Below are 16,488 nucleotides of genomic sequence, written 5' to 3'. Positions count from 1 at the left end.
AGTGGGGAAACGCTCATCAGCCCAGAGGGTTCAAGCGACAACAGGCCCTAGCATTACAGTTGCATGCGGCGTTTCAGATATGCTTCTCGGGCTGCCGCTTGATGAGCGCGTCTCCAGGCTGACCATGCAATGACGACAGCGGGCTCAATGCGTCGCTGTGCCAGCCGCATCGCCACGCGCCGGATCTCCTGGACCGACCAGGGCACCGGCGAGCGTGGCGATGAGCGCGGTTTTTGGGGGCGCGCCGTTCGCCAATCGGCGCACCCGCGCCAGCATCGCAAAGGCCAGCATCACCAGCGAGACGTGCCGGTGCCAGCCATGCCAGGAGCGGCTCTCGTTGTGGGCCAAGCCGAGTTCCGTCTTGGCGGTCTCGAAGGCGTCCTCGATCGCCCAGCGCCGGCCCTCCACCGCCACCAGCGTCGAGACGGGTGTCCCGGCCGGGCACCAGGTCGTGAAGTAGGCCAGAGCCCCGTCCGAGAGGCTGCGCCGGACCAGCAAGCCGCGCGTCCACTCGCTCTCATCGAGGGCCGGATCCACGGCGCTGGCCGGCAGGGTGGCCAGGGGCAGGTAGGCCCAGTCGAACAGGCGTGCGCCCTTCGTGCCCGCCCCAGCTGATAAGCGGACCCAGTCCGTCTCCGAGAGAGCCTTGGCGATCTCCTCGGCCGTGCCGGCAATGGGACGTTCGGTGATCCAGGACCAGAAGCTGTGTTGGCCGGTGACGCCCAGCACGTAGCCTTTGGAGGCGCGCCGCAGCGCCATCTCGATCTCGCTCACCCCGTAGACGCTGTCCGCCGCCACCCAGGCAAACGGCACCCCCGCGGCGATCGCGCGCTGGATCATCCCCCGCGCCAGCTGTGGCTTGGTCGAAAAGGCGATCTCGTCGGGAACATGCGCCGCCCGCCTACGCGCTGGATCACCGCTCCACGCTTTGGGTAGATACAGCTGACGGTCGATGAAGGCGTGCCCCTGATCCGAGACGTAGGCCGCGAACACGCCGATCTGGCAGTTCGTGATCTTGCCGGCCGAGCCCGTGTACTGACGGCCGACGCCGCACGAGGCTTTGCCCTGCTTGAGAAAGCCGGTTTCGTCGAGCACGAGGGTCGCATCTGGTGAGGCAAGCGTCTCGATCACGAGGTCGCGTACCACGTCGCGCAGAGCGTCCGCGTCCCAGTGACTGCGGCCCAGGATCGCCTGCTGACGCCAGGGCCCAGGATCCCCGGCTGCTTCCGCGCGCATCCAGCCAGTCTTGCGCCGCTCGCCCCCGAGCAGCCCATCCAGGAAGGCGTTCGCGGAGGCGGCGACACTGGGAGCGGCAAACAGCGGTCGCATGCGCTGCTTGGCCTCGCGCAGCGACGTCGACCAGAGCTCCAACGTGGTCTCCAACGAGGCTGAGGGCATCGGGCTCTCCGTCCAAAACCTTCAGATAGGCGCAACACCATGCAACTGTAATGCTAGGGCTGCTAAGGGCATCGGCTACGACACTCCTCAGGCTCAGCTTCAGGCTGCCGCTAACTACATGGCTAACCGCGATAAGGAGCGGGAGAAGGTCGTACAGCGGGAGGTCACTGAGCAGCTTGATAAGTTGGATGATCGTTGGCTGAAAGAGATCAGGGCTGACTTAGGTGGTCAGGAGTTGATTGAGAACCCTAACCTCCTTAGGAACAGGGTGTCCCAGCAGGCCGCACTCTATTCGGTAGCGTTTGGCCTGAAGCCGAAGGATGCTATCTCCGCAGCTATCAAGAACACTAGGAGCCATTACACGGTCATTCATGGTATGGCTCTCGATGTCAACGATAGGCGCATCCCCCCGGACTTTGAAGAACTCGCTAAGGACCATCTGAATGAGGTCTATAAGAAATACGGGAAGGAGCTTGGCATCTCCAGTGCTCGTGACCTGTACCTTGTTCCGTCTGGTGAGATGAGTGACGTCTTTATCATCATGGCGAAGGGCCGCCTCATCGGACCGATCGGAGCCCTTGGCGTGCCGGGTGAGGAAACCGTTTTGACCCCTGAGAAGCTGGATGCCGCCCGCGAACGCATCCGAAGCACGCAAATCAAGAATGCAACCGACCCCGTTCAGAAGGCGATCAAGCGAACCCAAGAGCCTGCCGGTTCCTTTAACCCAGCAGAAGACGACAAGCTCCGGTAGCTTCTGCAAGGAACCTAATCATCAAACAACGTTCGAGGGGTCCCTAGTCGGGGCCCCTTTTTCGTTTCCATCAACCCACGAGAGAGCAGCCACCATGGACGGGACCACCAAGGCTCCGGCACGCCGTATCACGATCGCCTTTGATGGCGCCTGCAAGGGCAACCCTGGCAAAGGAGGCTTCGCAGCCATCCTCATCAACGAGGCCACAGGTCGAGAGAGGATCGTTAAGGGCCACTCAGCCGGCCCGACCACGAACAACCAGATGGAACTCTCAGCCGCCATTGCTGGCCTGAGGGCGCTCCGTCCAGGGGCCTACGTGACCATGGTCGGGGACTCTCAGTACGTCGTAAGGGGCTTCACGGAATGGCTCCCTGGCTGGAAGGCCAAGGGTTGGAAGACCGGGGGAGGGAAGCCCGTCCAGAACGTGGAGCTTTGGAAGGTGCTCGGTGAGGCCGTGTCCAGGCACGCTGAGGTGCGCTGGACGTGGACCAAGGGCCACGCTGGGGATGAGCTTAACGAGCGCGTTGACGAGATCGCGAGCGGGGAGGCTGGCCGAGGAGTCAGACTAACTCATGCCAATCCTCGCCAAGTAGCCAGTTCAGCTAAGCTGCCCCACTCTGGCAAGAACTTGTGATATAGCCTCATTGAAGTCAAACCGGTGAACCACAACTCCATCAAGGCCGAAAGATGACCTGATATCATCCTGCAACTGCATCCAGAATTGAGGAATGCGGTCTCTTGTAGGCATCTCGTAGTCGGAAACTCGGCTCCGTTCATCAACAGCGACAGCGGAGCGGAAGCTCCCGAAACCGTCGTCAGATGAATACACAATCCGAGCGCCATTCGGAAATATCCATTCGAAGTCAAGCGCGAATTCAAGTTCCGGTCTTCCGATCAGAGTTCGAAGAACTTCTGTTCGCACAATCAAATGAGCAAAGGTCCAGAGCATGAATTTCACATGCACACCTAAGCCGTCCCATCCCCGCCCATAGCGAGGCTCCTGCCTAATCCTGGTCGTAATCTCGACAAGGCCGTCAGAGCGGATTGTATGTGTTACCTCGTGGTGATCAGAGTAGCCTTCCCGGCATCTCAGCCCACGCAATATTGGTGACCAGTTCAGTCCCTCTGACGGCGCAAAGACTTTCTGGCCGCCATCATCCGTCAATCTAACCAATGTAGGCACTATGAGATTGAACTCACGGCGTTTATTCATCTCTTCGATGAAGACAGATTCAAGGGGATAGGCAGACCCCCTCATTCCACAGAGAACTGCTGGAACATTTCCAACGCCATCCAACAAGACGAATTCCGCCTGAGGCTGTCGTACTACAAAGGTAATGCTTCGTTTATCAAGCGTTTGGGAGACACTCTCGGCTTCGCGCGCCTTACCAACTGCAAGGTCTTGTATTTGACGCATGCTCATGGATAAGGAGCTATCGCCTGAGCGGTGATAGCACTCACGATCATCTTTGTCGCGATGTGGGGCACGATGGGATGGAGGTACACGGAAGACTATAACGCCGGTCGTACCGTCCAATTCAATCCCGACGGCTTCTAAAGATGTCAAGGGCGGGTCCACACTAGCCACTATGCTAGCTGCCAATCTATCGACAAGAACGCGACAGTCTCGTATTGGGTTCAGTCGTGCGGCGCGCTTTTCGCCATCCTCCTCAACGCCCAGGATGAGAGTGCCTCCTCTTGTGTTGGCGAAAGCAATCAGTTCCTTTGTAAGATCGCGCTTAGCTACACTTCCAATCTTGTCTTGCCCGCTCTCCCATGCGTCCGGAGTTCCATCACGAGTTGAGAGTGTCTTTTTAAAATCAAGGACGGTATCTTCCTGAGCCTTGCGGGCGACCAAGTCGTTTAGATCGTCGGCCGTGACATCAACCAATCTTTTCCGGAGCATGTTTCCTCACCCACTTCGGCCGCTCTAATGCAACACACCGGTAGGTAGGTAAGCAATCCATCTTTGCGAGTTGTCTCCAACTTCGGCAACAGCCTTGCTCCAACGAGCGACGGTTCGGCTGCTCTGCGAACGGGTGAGTTGCCGAACCGTCGCCCTGTGCTGGTCCCTTGTCGGTAGTCAGCGTGTCCCTCCCGCTCACCCATGAGGGCTGTGGGCCAGACAAAAGAAAGGCCACCCTTGCGAGTGGCCCGAAGTCTAGGGAGGAAACGCCCCACGAGGGGCATGTGTGGTGATACAGGGAGCAAGCCCTTGTTGCGGTGCGAAGGCGCACATGCAGCAACGAGGCCGGCACTCAGACCGTGAGGGTGTACCGCGGAAACTGCTCCATCGCCTGCGCCAGCATCGGTAGAGAAGGGGTCTCGTACTGCCTCCCCACGGTGGCAACGCGGTGCCCCGTAACGGCATCCCTGATGCGCTCCTCAATCCCCACCCCGAGCGCCCTCGTTTTCCACGTATGTCGCCAGCCGTGGTCAGGGTCTACCTCGGCATCCAGCTTCACGGTCTCACGCACCCATACGGCCACCTTCTGAGCCCTCGATGCCCTGAGGTGGACCGAGTTCGACTCCCAAAGGCTCCGCCAAACAGCGCCCGCGGCGCCTCTGAGTGCTACAGTTTTGTGCTACAGGGGAGGGGAATGATAGGTACTAAACCATTGATCTATAAGGCGTTGCAAGGTTGGCTCGGAATGTCCCACCCCTTCCGCCAGGGCTCGTCTCAAGGTATTGAAAAACAAGGTTTATTTCAATCGCCCAGCTGACGGCCCTAATTCAGGCCCCAACAGTTCGAGTGGATATCAGCGGACGTCCGCGGACCCACCCGGTTGAACTATGGCCGGATATGAAACTCGTCTCGCACCCGCGCCGGCTACTGAGCTGACGCTTAAATCCGCTCCTGCAGCAGAACATCGACTTGGGCAACCGCAACCGCTAACGCCCGATCGCTGAGCGTTCGCGTAATATCGCGCAAGCGAAGCTCCAGCTCGAGCCGCCTGGGGGAGTGCTGGATCCCTGGCGCTCCAACGCCTTCGAGTGGTCAGCCCCCATCGGCGTGGTCCGGCCTGAAGTATGGCTCTGAGCCGATGGAGGACGGACGCGATGGGAACGAAGAAGCACCGGCCGGAAGAGGTCGTGGCCAAGCTGCGGCAGGTCGACGTGCTGGTCTCGCAGGGGCAGAGCGTGGCGGACGCGATCCGCGCGATCGGCGTGACGGAGGTCACGTATTACCGCTGGCGCAAGGAATTCGGCGGGCTGAAGTCCGACCAGGTGCGCCGGATGAAGGAGCTGGAGACCGAGAACCAGCGGCTGCGCAAGGCGATCGCCGACCTCACGCTCGACAAGCTGATCCTGCAGGAGGCCGCCCGGGGAAACTTCTGAGCCCCGCGCGCCGGCGCACCTGCATCGAGCATGTCCGGACCGTGCTGAGGGTCTCCGAGCGGCGCGCCTGTCGCGCGCTCGGGCAGCATCGTTCGACGCAGCGCAAGGTGCCGCGGGGGAGAGACGACGAGGCGGTGCTGCTGGCCGACCTGATCGAACTGGCGCGCCGGTATGGCCGCTACGGCTACCGCAAGATCGCCGCCCTGCTGCGGGCGGCGGGCTGGTGGGTCAACGACAAGCGGGTGGAGCGGCTGTGGCGGCGGGAGGGGCTGAAGGTGCCCGCCCGCCAGCCCAAGAAGGGCCGGTTGTGGGACGGGGACGGCTCCTGCCTGCGGCTGCGGCCCGCGCACCGCGATCACGTCTGGTCCTACGACTTCGTCGAGGCGCGCACGCACGACGGCCGCAAGGTCCGCCTGCTGAACGTCATCGACGAGTTCACCCGCGAGTGCCTGGCGATCCGGGTGCGCGCAAGCTCAAGGCGGCGGACGTCATCGATGTGCTCTCGGACTTGTTCATCCTGCGCGGCGTGCCCGGGCATGTTCGCTCCGACAACGGACCTGAGTTCATCGCCGCATCTGTGCAGAAGTGGATCACCGCCGTGGGTGCAAAGACGGCCTACATCACCCTGGGATCACCATGGGAGAACGGCTACATCGAGAGCTTCAACGCTCGCCTGAGAGACGAGTTGCTGAACGGGGAGATCTTCTCCTCTCTGCGGGAGGCGCAGATCCTGATCGAGAACTGGAGGAGACATTACAATGGCGTGCGGCCGCACGCCTCCTTGGGCTACCGCCCGCCAGCCCCGGAGGTGTTCGTGCCGGCCCTGACCGCTTGGCCGGCTGCGCTCGCCCGACCGGCTCCGCCGGCCAAGCTACCCGTGGTGGACAGGCCGACGCTCCACTAACATTCCACTCGGGCCACCCTGTGGGGGCTGATCACCTCCGAGCTGCGCCTGTCGCGCACCTTCTTACCGAGCTACGCAGACAAGAGTTTCAGAAGGCTCTGGGGAAACTGGTTGGCCAGGGACAACGTGTTCGTTCCGATCGGCGTCCGCGTCTGTAGATTGACGAGGCTGGTTCCCTCCCAGTTTAGTTCCGCCAACGTGAGCCTCGAAGTGGAAGCGGCAGGTTTCCTGACATCCGTGTCGGACGCTGGCGCGTCCTGAAGCGTCGGCCTATTTGCGCCATAACCGTTGAGGGCTTTGGTGATCGTCTCCTTGGTAAGCTCTCCTGACCGCGCGTCCTGAAGCGTCAGAATGGCGCCCAACGATAATTGTGGCGTGGATGTCACCGGGCTTGTGACGGCGATTTTGGAGGCCGATGGCGGTGTCGCCGCCGCGGATGCCGCAGGGGCGACCGGTGCAGCCAGCGTCGCCCGGCTCGCCGCAGTCAGGCCGCTCAATCCCTGCGGCATGGTGTTCGTGAGGGTTCTGACGGTGGAATTGCTTGCCGTTATGCTGGTCATGATGCTGTCTCACGGGATTGGACCGGGAAGGCGGTGCACCGCCGAGAAGGGGGCCTGGCCCTCTTCCTGGTTCCCAGGATGAGGCCGTTTCATTGCGTCGAACGGAGTCGCATCGATAAAATGCCACCGTATCGGTCGATTTCGGCTTGCCGCGCGATGTTCCGAAGGATGACCCGTCCTCCAGGTTGACCCTGACCCCGCAAACTGGTCCGCACCCAGCGCAAGTTTTTCGGGCATCCTGATCCCTGAAGGAGGGTGGATGCCATGCCTTGCAAACGCTTCACGAACGAACAGATCGCCTTCGCCCTCCGTCAGGCGGAGAACGGCAGCACGGTGGACGAAGTCTGCCGGAAGATGGGCGTGTCCGAGCCGACCTTCTACCGCTGGAAGAAGCAGTTCGGCGCCATGGGCGTGCCGGAGATCCGGCGGTTGAAGCAGCTGGAGGAGGAGAACGGCAAGCTCAAGCGGCTGGTCGCCGACCTGACGCTGGATCGCTCGATGCTGCAGGACGTGCTCAAGCGAAAGTGGTGAGGCCCGCCGTTCGCCGCGAGGTCGCCGGTCACCTGCAGGCGGCCTACGGCATCAGCGAACGGCGGGCCTGCCAGGCGACCGGCTTCGGTCGCTCGTCCCAGCGCTACCGCCGGCGGTCGGATCCGCAGGTGGCGCTACGCATGCGGCTGAAGGAACTCGCCGCCGCTCGGGTGCGCTACGGCTACCGGCGGCTGCACATCCTGTTGCGACGGGAGGGCTGGGCCGTGAACCACAAGCGCACGTACCGGCTCTACCGGGACGAGGGCCTGTCGATCCGGCCCAAGCTGCCCAGGCGCAAGCGGGCTTGGCGCTACCGGCAAGGACGTCCCGCCATCGGTGCTCCCAACGAGATCTGGGCGATGGACTTCATGGCCGACCGTCTCTTCGACGGACGTCCGTTCCGGATCCTGACGGTCGTGGACTGCCACACGCGAGAGGCGCTCTCGCTGGCGCCGAGAGCCAACTTCCGGGCCTACCAAGTGGTCGAGGCCCTCAACGCTCTGGTGAGGCTCCGCGGCCGGCCCAAGAGCCTGCCCCAAGACCCTGCGGGTGGACAATGGGCCGGAATTTGCCGGTCGTATGCTGGATCAATGGGCCGACCTGAACGGGGTAGAGCTCGACTTCTCTCGGCCCGGAAAACCGACCGACAATGCCTACATCGAGGCCTTCAACGGCCGCCTGCGGGCGGAATGCCTGAATGCCTCATGGTTCCTGTCGCTGGCCGATGCCCGCGAGCGCATCGAAGAATGGAGGTCCACTACAACGAAGACCGGCCTCATACGGCCCTCGGCGGCTTGACGCCGCGAGCCTTCGCCAACCAAGCTGTCATACCGCCGCGCTTTGGCGTTGACTCGAACGTGAGTTGGTTGTGCAGCGCGTCTGTGCTGGCCTGCGGCCTGTGCAGCAGGAGGCCGCGATGGCACGACCGGGCCTGACGATCCGCACCGATCTCGCCAGCGCCGCCGAGTTGCGTCGCCTGGCCCGGCGCGAGCCCCGCCGACGCACGATGCAGCGCCTCCTAGCCGTCGCCAACGCGCTGGAGGGCATGAGCCGCGCCGAGGCGGCGCGGGCGGCCGGAATGGAGCGCCAAGCCCTGCGCGACGCGGTGATCCGGTTCAATGCCGAGGGGTTGGCCGGGCTGGTGGATCGTCCGCACGGCCACAGGCGAGAGATCCTCAGCGAGGGTGAGCAAGCAGTTCTGGTGCATCGGATCCTGGTTGGGCCAGATCCCGAGCAAGGGGAGCCGTCGAGTTGGACGCTGCCGGACCTCTGCCGTTTCATCGAGGAGCGGTTCGACAAGACGATGTGCCCGCAATCCATGTCGCGGGTCGTGCGTCGGCTCGGGCTGTCGAAGCAGAAGGCCAGGCCCGTTCACCCGAAGCGGAACGCCCGTGCGGCGGCCGCTTTCGCCAAAGGGGGCTTCGCACCGCCGTAGCGGCGGCGGCCCAAGCCCATCCGGACAAGACGATCGCGCTCTGGTTCATGGACGAGGCGCGCGTGGGCCAGAAGGGCCGGACCGGCCATCGCTGGTGGGTGCGCGGCCAACGCCCACCAGGGCTGTGCGACAAGCGCTTCGCCTCAGCCTACATCTTCGCAGCCGTGCGGCCCGCCACAGGCGAGGAGTTCGCCCTCGTGCTGCCGCGGGTCTGCACTCAGGCCATGGATCGCTTCCTGGCCGACTTTGCGGCCAGCATCCCAGCCGACACCCACGCTGTGATGGTGCGGGACGGTGCGGGCTGGCACGATCCGCGCGCGGTGACGCTCCCGCCCAACCTCACCCTCGTGCCGCTGCCGCCCTACAGTCCCGAGCTGAACCCGGTCGAGCGTGTCTGGCTCTACCTGCGCGAGCGCTACCTCTCCCATCGGCTCCTCGCCGACGACGAGGCCGTCGTCGAGGCGTGCTGCCGGGCCTGGACTGCGCTCGCGGCAGAGACCGGCCGCATCAAGTCCCTCTGCGCCTATCCCTACTTGGAACAGATCAGTTCATAAGCGCGGCGGTATCATACCGGCGCGCGATTGAGGTGACTCGGCTGGGTGTTCCCCGGGAACGAAGCAGCTGATTCAATTGGCTCCTGCCTGAGCGGGAGGTCGGAATGGGACGCGGTTTGCCAATCCGGGAGGATGTCGCGACGCCGACTGAGTTGAGGCGGCGGGCCAGGAAAGAGCCTCGCCGTTCGACAGCGCAGCGGATGCTGGCGATCGCCAATGCGCTGGAAGGCATGAGCCGCGCCGAGGCGGCGCGGGCGGCCGGGATGGAGCGCCAAGCTCTGCGCGATGCGGTGATCCGGTTCAATGCCGAGGGGCTGGCCGGGCTGGTGGATCGTCCGCATGGCCACAGGCGAGAGATCCTCAGCGAGGGTGAGCAAGCAGTTCTGGTGCATCGGATCCTGGTTGGGCCAGATCCCGAGCAAGGGGAGCCGTCGAGTTGGACGCTGCCGGACCTCTGCCGTTTCATCGAGGAGCGGTTCGACAAGACGATGTGCCCGCAATCCATGTCGCGGGTCGTGCGTCGGCTCGGGCTGTCGAAGCAGAAGGCCAGGCCCGTTCACCCGAAGCGGAACGCCCGTGCGGCGGCCGCTTTCGCCAAAGGGGGCTTCGCACCGCCGTAGCGGCGGCGGCCCAAGCCCATCCGGACAAGACGATCGCGCTCTGGTTCATGGACGAGGCGCGCGTGGGCCAGAAGGGCCGGACCGGCCATCGCTGGTGGGTGCGCGGCCAACGCCCACCAGGGCTGTGCGACAAGCGCTTCGCCTCAGCCTACATCTTCGCAGCCGTGCGGCCCGCCACAGGCGAGGAGTTCGCCCTCGTGCTGCCGCGGGTCTGCACTCAGGCCATGGATCGCTTCCTGGCCGACTTTGCGGCCAGCATCCCAGCCGACACCCACGCTGTGATGGTGCTGGACGGTGCGGGCTGGCACGATCCGCGCGCGGTGACGCTCCCGCCCAACCTCACCCTCGTGCCGCTGCCGCCCTACAGTCCCGAGCTGAACCCGGTCGAGCGTGTCTGGCTCTACCTGCGCGAGCGCTACCTCTCCCATCGGCTCCTGGCCGACTACGAGGCCGTCGTCGAGGCGTGCTGCCGGGCCTGGACTGCGCTCGCGGCAGAGACCGGCCGCATCAAGTCCCTCTGCGCCTACCCCTACCTGCAACAGATCAGTTCATAAGCGCGGCGGTATCACAGCCCGAGAACTTGCATAGGCCTTGGACCACAAACCGGGGCAGGACCAATGCCCGAAAAACTTGCGCTGGGTGCGGACCAGTTTGCGGGGTCAGGGTCAATCCGAGGTCGCTCCTCTCGCTGTACCGAGAACTCCTGAAGCTCAGAAGGCGCGAGCCAGCTTTGGCAAGCGGCACCATTTCGGCCGTTGCAGCGCGTGGCAACATTTTGACGTATGAACGGGAATTGAGCGACCAGGCGTTTGCAATTGTACTCAATTTCGGAGGGGCAGTCGAATCCGCTGCCCTGCGGCGACGCGGCCATATTCTGCTCTCTTCATTGGGCCGCACTGATCGAATTGATAGGGCGCAGCCGCTCTGCGTGGGCCCTCATGAGACGATCGTCTTCAAGTATTCGTGAGCGCGATTGGCTGCGCCCTGCGCAGGAGGCGGTGAAAACCTGTTTCTGTCAGCTGTCTTGCGGTTACGTGCAGCTCCCAAACGGCTCCTCAGGCCGTACTTCTTGATTAATGGAAGGGCTGGGCCGATGCGATGCTCTACACCATGCTGGGCGGAGAAAAGCCTTGCGCGCTGGCTCGAGCAATCCTCTACAGGTCAGAATACAAGAGTCCGGAAAGAGAAACTTATTCCTTGCAGCCAGTCATACGGCGACGCATCAGGCGTCGCCCCTAAATTTTCCGATAAATCGACCCGTATTGGACATTCAGCCACTATGGCCGCAATGACTGGTCGTCAAGTGGCAGCGGAGCTTGAAGCCCGCGGTTCGTCGTACGGCCTGCGCCGATTTTCCATGAGGCCAGCGTTCGGAACCACCTCACGCCATCCCGCCCCAGGTCATTTCGTCCGGCAGCCAGTCGAGACCGTCTCGGCCCGCGTCCTCGACGCTACCCCACCGCAGCTTGACCCCACAGCCGTCGGTCGCGCGACCGTCTTATGGCGGGTACGCCCGTATCGAGCGACCTCTCCGACGCACGCTCAATAGCTTCGATGACCCGATCGGGCGCCAAGTGATGGATCATGTGGCCCATGCCCGGAACGACGATGAAGTCGCTGTGCGGCACCTCCCGGTGGAGCCGCACCGACTGGCGGCCGACATCGGCGATCTGGTCGTCGGCACCCGTGACGATCACCAGCGGCAGCGTCAACTCGCGGTAGTGCTCCTGAAGCTCCACAGTGACCGGCGTCATGAGCGCTGCATCCTCGGCCGCTGCGCGCAGCTGCGAGGGCCGCAGCATCAGCTCCTTCGGCATCTGTGCGTCGAACCGCTCCGGGACCTCAGCAGGCGCGAACATGGCCTTGATCAACCCCGGCAGGATCAGGCGCGCGATCAGCGGCGACACGCTGTAGCGCATCGCGTCCCCGAGCACCGGAATGGCCGGGGGCGAGAACAGGAGCACGTCCGCCCGCAGGGTGGGATAGTAGTAGCCCGAGGCGAGCACGAGGCTGCGCACGAGGTGCGGCGCCTGCAGCGCGAGGGCGACCGCGACCAAGCTGCCCCACGAGTGCCCGAGCACGACGGCTCGCGCCACGCCGAGACGCTCCAGCGCCTTCTGGAACAGGGTGGCGTGTGCCCGGGGTGTCCAGAGTGCTCGCGGGCGCGTGCTGTAACCGTAGCCAGGCCGGTCGATGATGATGACGCGGTGGCGTCTGGCGAGATCCTCGACGATGCCGCTGACCAGGAAGTCCTGGATCATGGTGCCGTTGCCGTGGATGAGCACCAAGGGCTCGCCCTTCCCGCGTTCCATGTAGTGCAGCCGCACACCATCGACGGTCATGAAATGGCCGATCGGCTTATGATGTCGCTCGGCTTCGCGGGCTTTCGAAAGGGCATAGAGCGCCGAGGCGCCGAGGGCAGCAGCGGACCCGATCAGGGCGGGAGCGAGCCAGTTCCGGCGGTTGGCGCGCGTCGTCGTGGGATGGGTTCTGGCGTCGTGCATGCATCCTCGCTCGCTTCAAGCGTGATCAAGCCGAGGACCGGCAATTTGTTCCCTTGCAGCCACGATTACGCGATCTGTATCGGCCGGTCGACTTCAGGCACACCCAGCGATAAATAAGTTATATTTTCTACGGACAGTTCGTGTATGGAAACGATTTCATGAATCTATTTGTGCTCAATTGCGACTGCCGTCTATCGCGCTCGGCTTGAGTTCTCGCTTGGCAAACAGCCAGAACGGAGGGGCGTTCGTGTCTGTGGCACTCTCATTGGCCGAGCGCGGCCATACCCGTCATGCGAAATGGAGCGCGAGCAGATCCAGGATCTCGCGCCACCGTGGTCTCGCCGGATCAGGAGGGTGATGGGCGCGGCGCTCACGCGCTCTGTCTTCTCGCGTCGAGCCAAAGCGTGTCTTGCGGCAGCGGGAGGAGCCGAAAGGCTGTGTCCACGCGCGATGAGTACGACAGGCTTTGCGGCCTGCGCCGGTCGCGAGCGTCAGGCAGAATCAGGCCGTGCTGGTCGGTGCCGTTGTCCGGCCGACTTCGGGCCGCGTGCCGGCGGGAGGGCGCAGGAGGAGCAGCCGGTCTCCTTCCGCGGCCTTGTCCAACTCGTGGTCGGACGAGTTGAAGTCGAGCCTGCTATCGGACCGGATGACCGACAAGCATGGTACCCGTGGGTATCCAATACGTGTCGCCCGTTCCCGGCGCACTCTCAATGCGCGAGGAAGAGCGGCACCGGGGAGCGGCCGAGGAGGGACTGGGTCACCCCGCCGAACAGCCACTCGCGCAGGCGGCCGTGGCGGAAGGCGCCCATCACCAGCACGTCGGCACGCGTCAGGTCGACATGCAGGCGCAGGGTGTCGGCCACGCTCGCCTGCATCGGCAGTTCGGTCACGGTGGCGTTCACGCCGTGACGCACGAGGTGCGGCGCGATCTCGGCACCGAGTGCGGAGGACGGAAGCTCCTTCTCGCCCACCACCGACACGACCTCGACCGTATCGGCCGCCCGCAGGAGCGGCATCGCGTCGTTGATGGCCCGCGCTGCCGACGCACTCCCATCCCAGGCAATCATGATGCGCCGGGCGCGGAAGGTGTTCCGGTTCGGCGGCACCACGATGACGGGCCGTCCGCTGCTGAACAGGACGGCCTCGATCAGGTCGCGGTCGATGTCCTCGGCCCACGGCTCCGCGTCGAGGACGGTGAGATCGTGCAGCCGGGCCCGCCACGCGAGCCGTGCGAGGAGGGCCGGTTGGCTCAGGGAGGGCGCCTCGACCGTGCAGGCCACGCCCGCCATGGCCGCATCACCTGCCGCCCGCTCCGCCACCGCGTGGGCGAGCCTGTCGAGGCGACGGTTCTCCGCCGCGACCAGCGACCGCATCAGGCCGGGGATGGAGGCGCCAACGGCCACGATCCGCCGCGAGGCCGCCTGCACGGTGAGATGCGCGCCTGCCTCAGCTGCGAGGGTGAGGCCGTAGCCGATGGCGGCCGGCGGCTCGTCGCCGCGCCCCTCCTCGGTCAGGCCGACGAGGACGTCACGGATCGTCGACAAGGGGGAGGTTGTCGTCCGGGTCATGAGATGCTCCGCATGCTCGACCGGCATTCTGCGCAGCCGCGGCCGGGCCCGCGTTGATCCACCTCAAGAGGTGGCGTCGGTGCCCCCGGTTCCGCCCCCGAGCCTCAGCCCGATGACGGATGCGGGGGATCGGGCGTCACCATCCCTTCCTCCGGCGGGATCTCCCGCCGGGCCGGTGCCGCCGCCATCCAGGCCCGCGCCAGCGCCGCAGCCACCGCCGCGTAGGTGAAGCGCGCGGCGACGTTGCGCCGGCCCGCCGCGCCGCGGGCGGCCCGCTCGTCCGGGGAGGCCGCGACCGCCGCCAGCAGCCGGGCGAGGGCGTCCGGGTCGCTCTCGGGCACGATCCAGCCGCCGGGGCCGACGACGGAGGGGATCGCCCCGCCCGTCGAGCCGATCACCGGCACCCCGCAGGCCTGCGCCTCGATGATCACCCGCCCGAACTGCTCGCGCACGGCGGCGGTGGTGCGGGTGAGGAGGACCAGCGCGTCGAGGCCTTGGATGAAGCGCGCCACCCCGGCGGGCGGAGCCCAGCCCTGGATGCTCACCCGCTCCGCGAGGCCGAGCGCCGCGGCGCGGGCGCGCAGGGCCGCCTCGTGCGGGCCCTCGCCCATCAGGGCGAGGCGGGTCTCGGCGGGGCTTCGCGCCATCGCGTCGAGGAGGTCGTCGAGGCCCTTCTCGACCACGAGGCGGCCGACATAGCCGAGGCGCAGGGGCCCGCCGGGCGGAGGGGGCGCAGCGGCCGGCCGGAAGGTCGCCGTGTCGACCCCGTAGCCGATCGGCGTCACCGGTCCGGCATAGCCGCTGGCGCGCACCACCGCCTCCGCGTCCGGGCTGCGGGCGAGGACATGGGCGGTGCGCGCGAGGGTGAAGCGCCGCATCGCCTCGAAGGGCGGCGGCAGGCGCTTGAGGATGTTCTGGTCGACCTCCAGCACCAGCCCGGCCCGCCCGCGCAGCAGGCAGGCCTGGAGGGCGACGACGCTCCAGGGCTCCTCCCAGAGATGGATCACGTCCGGGTCGAGCCGGCGGATCAGCCGCCCCAGGGCCGGATAGACATGGAGATACCAGCCCATCGGGCCGGCCTTCGGCAGCCGGATCGGCAGGACGTGGACGGTGATGCCGGGATCGTCCGGGGGGTCGGCGTCGAGCACCCGGCCGAACTGGTGCCAGCGCGCAGGCACCACGAGGTGCACGTCGAGATCCGGGTTGCCGGCGAAGGCATGGTAGCGCAGGCGGCCGGCCTCGCGGCTCACCGCCGGATGCGCGATGGAGAGGACCCGCAGCGGCTCAGACACGGCCGAGGATCCGCGCGGCGGCGGCGGTCGCCCCGGTGAGATGGGCCTCGGCGGCGGCAAGGCTGCGATGGCTCCCGTTCAGCGTGTTGCGCGGCAGGCTCCAGGCGTCCTGCCCGCGCCGCACCAGGCCCTTGCGGGTGGTCGCGGCGCTGGCGAAGCCCGCCCGACGGGCGAGGGCGAAGTCGCGCGGGCCGCAATCGGCCCCGCGCCCGTACGGGAAGGCGAAGTGGCGCGCCTCGCGGCCGAGCCGGGTGCCGATCCGCTCCCGGCAGCCGGCGAGTTCGGCATGGGCCGCCTCCGGATCGAGGGCGGCGATGCGGGCGTGGCTCACCGTGTGGCCGCCGATCTCCACCAGGGGATCGTCGGCGAGGGCGTCGAGCATCTCCCAGGTGATCGCGTGCCGCCAGTGCATCGCCTCCTCGTCGACGCCGTTGCGGCGGCAGAAGGCGCGGTAGTGCTCGCCCGCCTGCGGACCGTCCCAGGCGGCGGCGAGCCGGGCATAGGCCGCGCGCTTGGCCTCGGGCGAGGGCAGGGCGAGGGGCCCCTCGGGCAGGGTCACGCCGTCGCGCACCCGCAGCACATCCTCCAGCCCCGCGCCCCAGAGCGGCAGGGTGCCGTCCGGGATCCCGGTGGTGAGGAACAGCGTCACCGGCATGCCGTGGCGGCGGAACAGCGGCACCACCGCCTCGACGGTGTCGCGGTAGCAATCGTCCACGGAGAAGTTCGCGTAGCGCCCGCTCTCCGGCGCCGTGGCCCGGCGCAGGGCCTCGTCCAGGGTGACGACGGCCCAGCCGGTGGCGCGCAGATGGGTGAGCAGCCGGTCGAGGAAGTCGAGATCGAGGTGGAAGCCGCGGTTCGGCATGTCTGCCCAATCCGCGCCGGGGACCGCCCGGTGGAAGGTGAACAGGCAGCCGCGCGGCCCGAGCAGCGAGCCGGCGAGCGTCGCCAAGCTCCGCCCGAGGGATCCGGGCCGCGCCGGATGCGCCCGCGGCTGCGTGATGATCTGCATCCCGTCCTCCGATCGCTCGCTCC

At 65.7% G+C, this 16,488-nt stretch carries 11 protein-coding genes and 4 pseudogenes; 8 read left to right on the top strand and 7 right to left on the bottom strand.

Annotated features, from left to right (window positions below):
- Nucleotides 1–144: 144 nt before the first annotated feature.
- Nucleotides 145–1,398 carry an IS701 family transposase gene (locus ACE101_RS26480; RefSeq protein ID WP_379132658.1) on the bottom strand — a complete coding sequence of 418 codons (1,254 nt, stop codon included), beginning with the start codon at nucleotides 1,396–1,398 and terminating at the stop codon, nucleotides 145–147.
- On the opposite strand from ACE101_RS26480, the gene ACE101_RS26475 reads away from it, so the two are divergent.
- Together ACE101_RS26475 and rnhA are read left to right on the top strand one after the other, a co-directional pair.
- The gene (locus ACE101_RS26475) at nucleotides 1,373–2,149 is read left to right on the top strand and encodes a hypothetical protein (protein ID WP_379136130.1); all 777 of its coding nucleotides are present in this window, start codon (nucleotides 1,373–1,375) and stop codon (nucleotides 2,147–2,149) included. The two genes, ACE101_RS26480 and ACE101_RS26475, sit on opposite strands and share 26 nt — an antisense overlap.
- Nucleotides 2,150–2,243: 94 nt before the next feature.
- Nucleotides 2,244–2,783, top strand: coding sequence for a ribonuclease HI (gene rnhA / locus ACE101_RS26470; protein WP_379136127.1), 540 nt, complete (start codon nucleotides 2,244–2,246; stop codon nucleotides 2,781–2,783).
- On the opposite strand, the gene ACE101_RS26465 is transcribed toward rnhA, so the two are convergent.
- Nucleotides 2,748–4,055 (bottom strand): AlbA family DNA-binding domain-containing protein, encoded by a 1,308-nt coding sequence (locus ACE101_RS26465; RefSeq protein ID WP_379136124.1) that lies wholly within the window; start codon nucleotides 4,053–4,055, stop codon nucleotides 2,748–2,750. The two genes, rnhA and ACE101_RS26465, sit on opposite strands and share 36 nt — an antisense overlap.
- A 1,154-nt stretch (nucleotides 4,056–5,209) precedes the next feature.
- Here ACE101_RS26465 and ACE101_RS26460 point away from each other — a divergent pair.
- Nucleotides 5,210–6,392, top strand: a pseudogene (locus ACE101_RS26460) (IS3 family transposase).
- Between the two features lie 71 nt (nucleotides 6,393–6,463).
- Here the strand turns inward: ACE101_RS26460 and ACE101_RS26455 are convergent.
- Nucleotides 6,464–6,952, bottom strand: coding sequence for a hypothetical protein (locus ACE101_RS26455; protein WP_379136123.1), 489 nt, complete (start codon nucleotides 6,950–6,952; stop codon nucleotides 6,464–6,466).
- A gap of 264 nt (nucleotides 6,953–7,216) precedes the next feature.
- Between ACE101_RS26455 and ACE101_RS26450 the strand changes: the two are divergent.
- From ACE101_RS26450 to ACE101_RS26430, 5 genes and pseudogenes are all read left to right on the top strand, one after another.
- A pseudogene (locus tag ACE101_RS26450) lies at nucleotides 7,217–8,310 on the top strand (IS3 family transposase); the annotation flags it as partial.
- An 89-nt stretch (nucleotides 8,311–8,399) separates the two neighbouring features.
- Entirely contained in the window at nucleotides 8,400–8,918 is a 519-nt protein-coding gene (locus ACE101_RS26445; protein WP_379129366.1) for a winged helix-turn-helix domain-containing protein, read from the top strand.
- 17 nt (nucleotides 8,919–8,935) lie between these two features.
- Nucleotides 8,936–9,472: pseudogene (locus tag ACE101_RS26440) on the top strand (IS630 family transposase); the annotation flags it as partial.
- Between the two features lie 200 nt (nucleotides 9,473–9,672).
- Nucleotides 9,673–10,092 carry a winged helix-turn-helix domain-containing protein gene (locus ACE101_RS26435; protein WP_379126108.1) on the top strand — a complete coding sequence of 140 codons (420 nt, stop codon included), beginning with the start codon at nucleotides 9,673–9,675 and terminating at the stop codon, nucleotides 10,090–10,092.
- A 17-nt stretch (nucleotides 10,093–10,109) separates the two neighbouring features.
- A pseudogene (locus ACE101_RS26430) lies at nucleotides 10,110–10,646 on the top strand (IS630 family transposase); the annotation flags it as partial.
- Between the two features lie 897 nt (nucleotides 10,647–11,543).
- Here ACE101_RS26430 and ACE101_RS26420 read toward each other — a convergent pair.
- The 4 genes from ACE101_RS26420 to ACE101_RS26405 all read right to left on the bottom strand — a co-directional run bounded on the left by ACE101_RS26420 (nucleotide 11,544) and on the right by ACE101_RS26405 (nucleotide 16,465).
- On the bottom strand, nucleotides 11,544–12,596 hold the full coding sequence (locus ACE101_RS26420; protein WP_379136117.1) for an alpha/beta fold hydrolase: 1,053 nt from the start codon (nucleotides 12,594–12,596) through the stop codon (nucleotides 11,544–11,546).
- 707 nt (nucleotides 12,597–13,303) lie between these two features.
- Entirely contained in the window at nucleotides 13,304–14,164 is an 861-nt protein-coding gene (locus ACE101_RS26415) for a universal stress protein (protein ID WP_379136114.1), read from the bottom strand.
- 104 nt (nucleotides 14,165–14,268) lie between these two features.
- Entirely contained in the window at nucleotides 14,269–15,456 is a 1,188-nt protein-coding gene (locus tag ACE101_RS26410; protein WP_379136111.1) for a glycosyltransferase, read from the bottom strand.
- On the bottom strand, nucleotides 15,449–16,465 hold the full coding sequence (locus ACE101_RS26405; RefSeq protein WP_379136109.1) for a polysaccharide deacetylase family protein: 1,017 nt from the start codon (nucleotides 16,463–16,465) through the stop codon (nucleotides 15,449–15,451). The genes ACE101_RS26410 and ACE101_RS26405 overlap by 8 nt, the downstream gene beginning before the upstream one ends.
- Between the last annotated feature and the right edge of the window lie 23 nt (nucleotides 16,466–16,488).

Origin of the sequence: Methylobacterium carpenticola (assembly GCF_042748905.1) — a bacterium.
GTDB classification, from domain to species: Bacteria; Pseudomonadota; Alphaproteobacteria; order Rhizobiales; family Beijerinckiaceae; genus Methylobacterium; species Methylobacterium carpenticola.
This window is presented reverse-complemented; position numbering and strand designations above follow the sequence as displayed.

What these genes read in the sequence shown, in the direction of transcription:
- ACE101_RS26415 (WP_379136114.1), bottom strand. Translation starts at nt 14,164, where the DNA reads ATGACCCGGACGACAACCTCCCCCTTGTCGACGATCCGTGACGTCCTC.
- rnhA (WP_379136127.1), top strand. Translation starts at nt 2,244, where the DNA reads ATGGACGGGACCACCAAGGCTCCGGCACGCCGTATCACGATCGCCTTT.
- ACE101_RS26435 (WP_379126108.1), top strand. Translation starts at nt 9,673, where the DNA reads ATGCTGGCGATCGCCAATGCGCTGGAAGGCATGAGCCGCGCCGAGGCG.
- ACE101_RS26480 (WP_379132658.1), bottom strand. Translation starts at nt 1,398, where the DNA reads ATGCCCTCAGCCTCGTTGGAGACCACGTTGGAGCTCTGGTCGACGTCG.
- ACE101_RS26455 (WP_379136123.1), bottom strand. Translation starts at nt 6,952, where the DNA reads ATGACCAGCATAACGGCAAGCAATTCCACCGTCAGAACCCTCACGAAC.
- ACE101_RS26465 (WP_379136124.1), bottom strand. Translation starts at nt 4,055, where the DNA reads ATGCTCCGGAAAAGATTGGTTGATGTCACGGCCGACGATCTAAACGAC.
- ACE101_RS26420 (WP_379136117.1), bottom strand. Translation starts at nt 12,596, where the DNA reads ATGCACGACGCCAGAACCCATCCCACGACGACGCGCGCCAACCGCCGG.
- ACE101_RS26445 (WP_379129366.1), top strand. Translation starts at nt 8,400, where the DNA reads ATGGCACGACCGGGCCTGACGATCCGCACCGATCTCGCCAGCGCCGCC.
- ACE101_RS26405 (WP_379136109.1), bottom strand. Translation starts at nt 16,465, where the DNA reads ATGCAGATCATCACGCAGCCGCGGGCGCATCCGGCGCGGCCCGGATCC.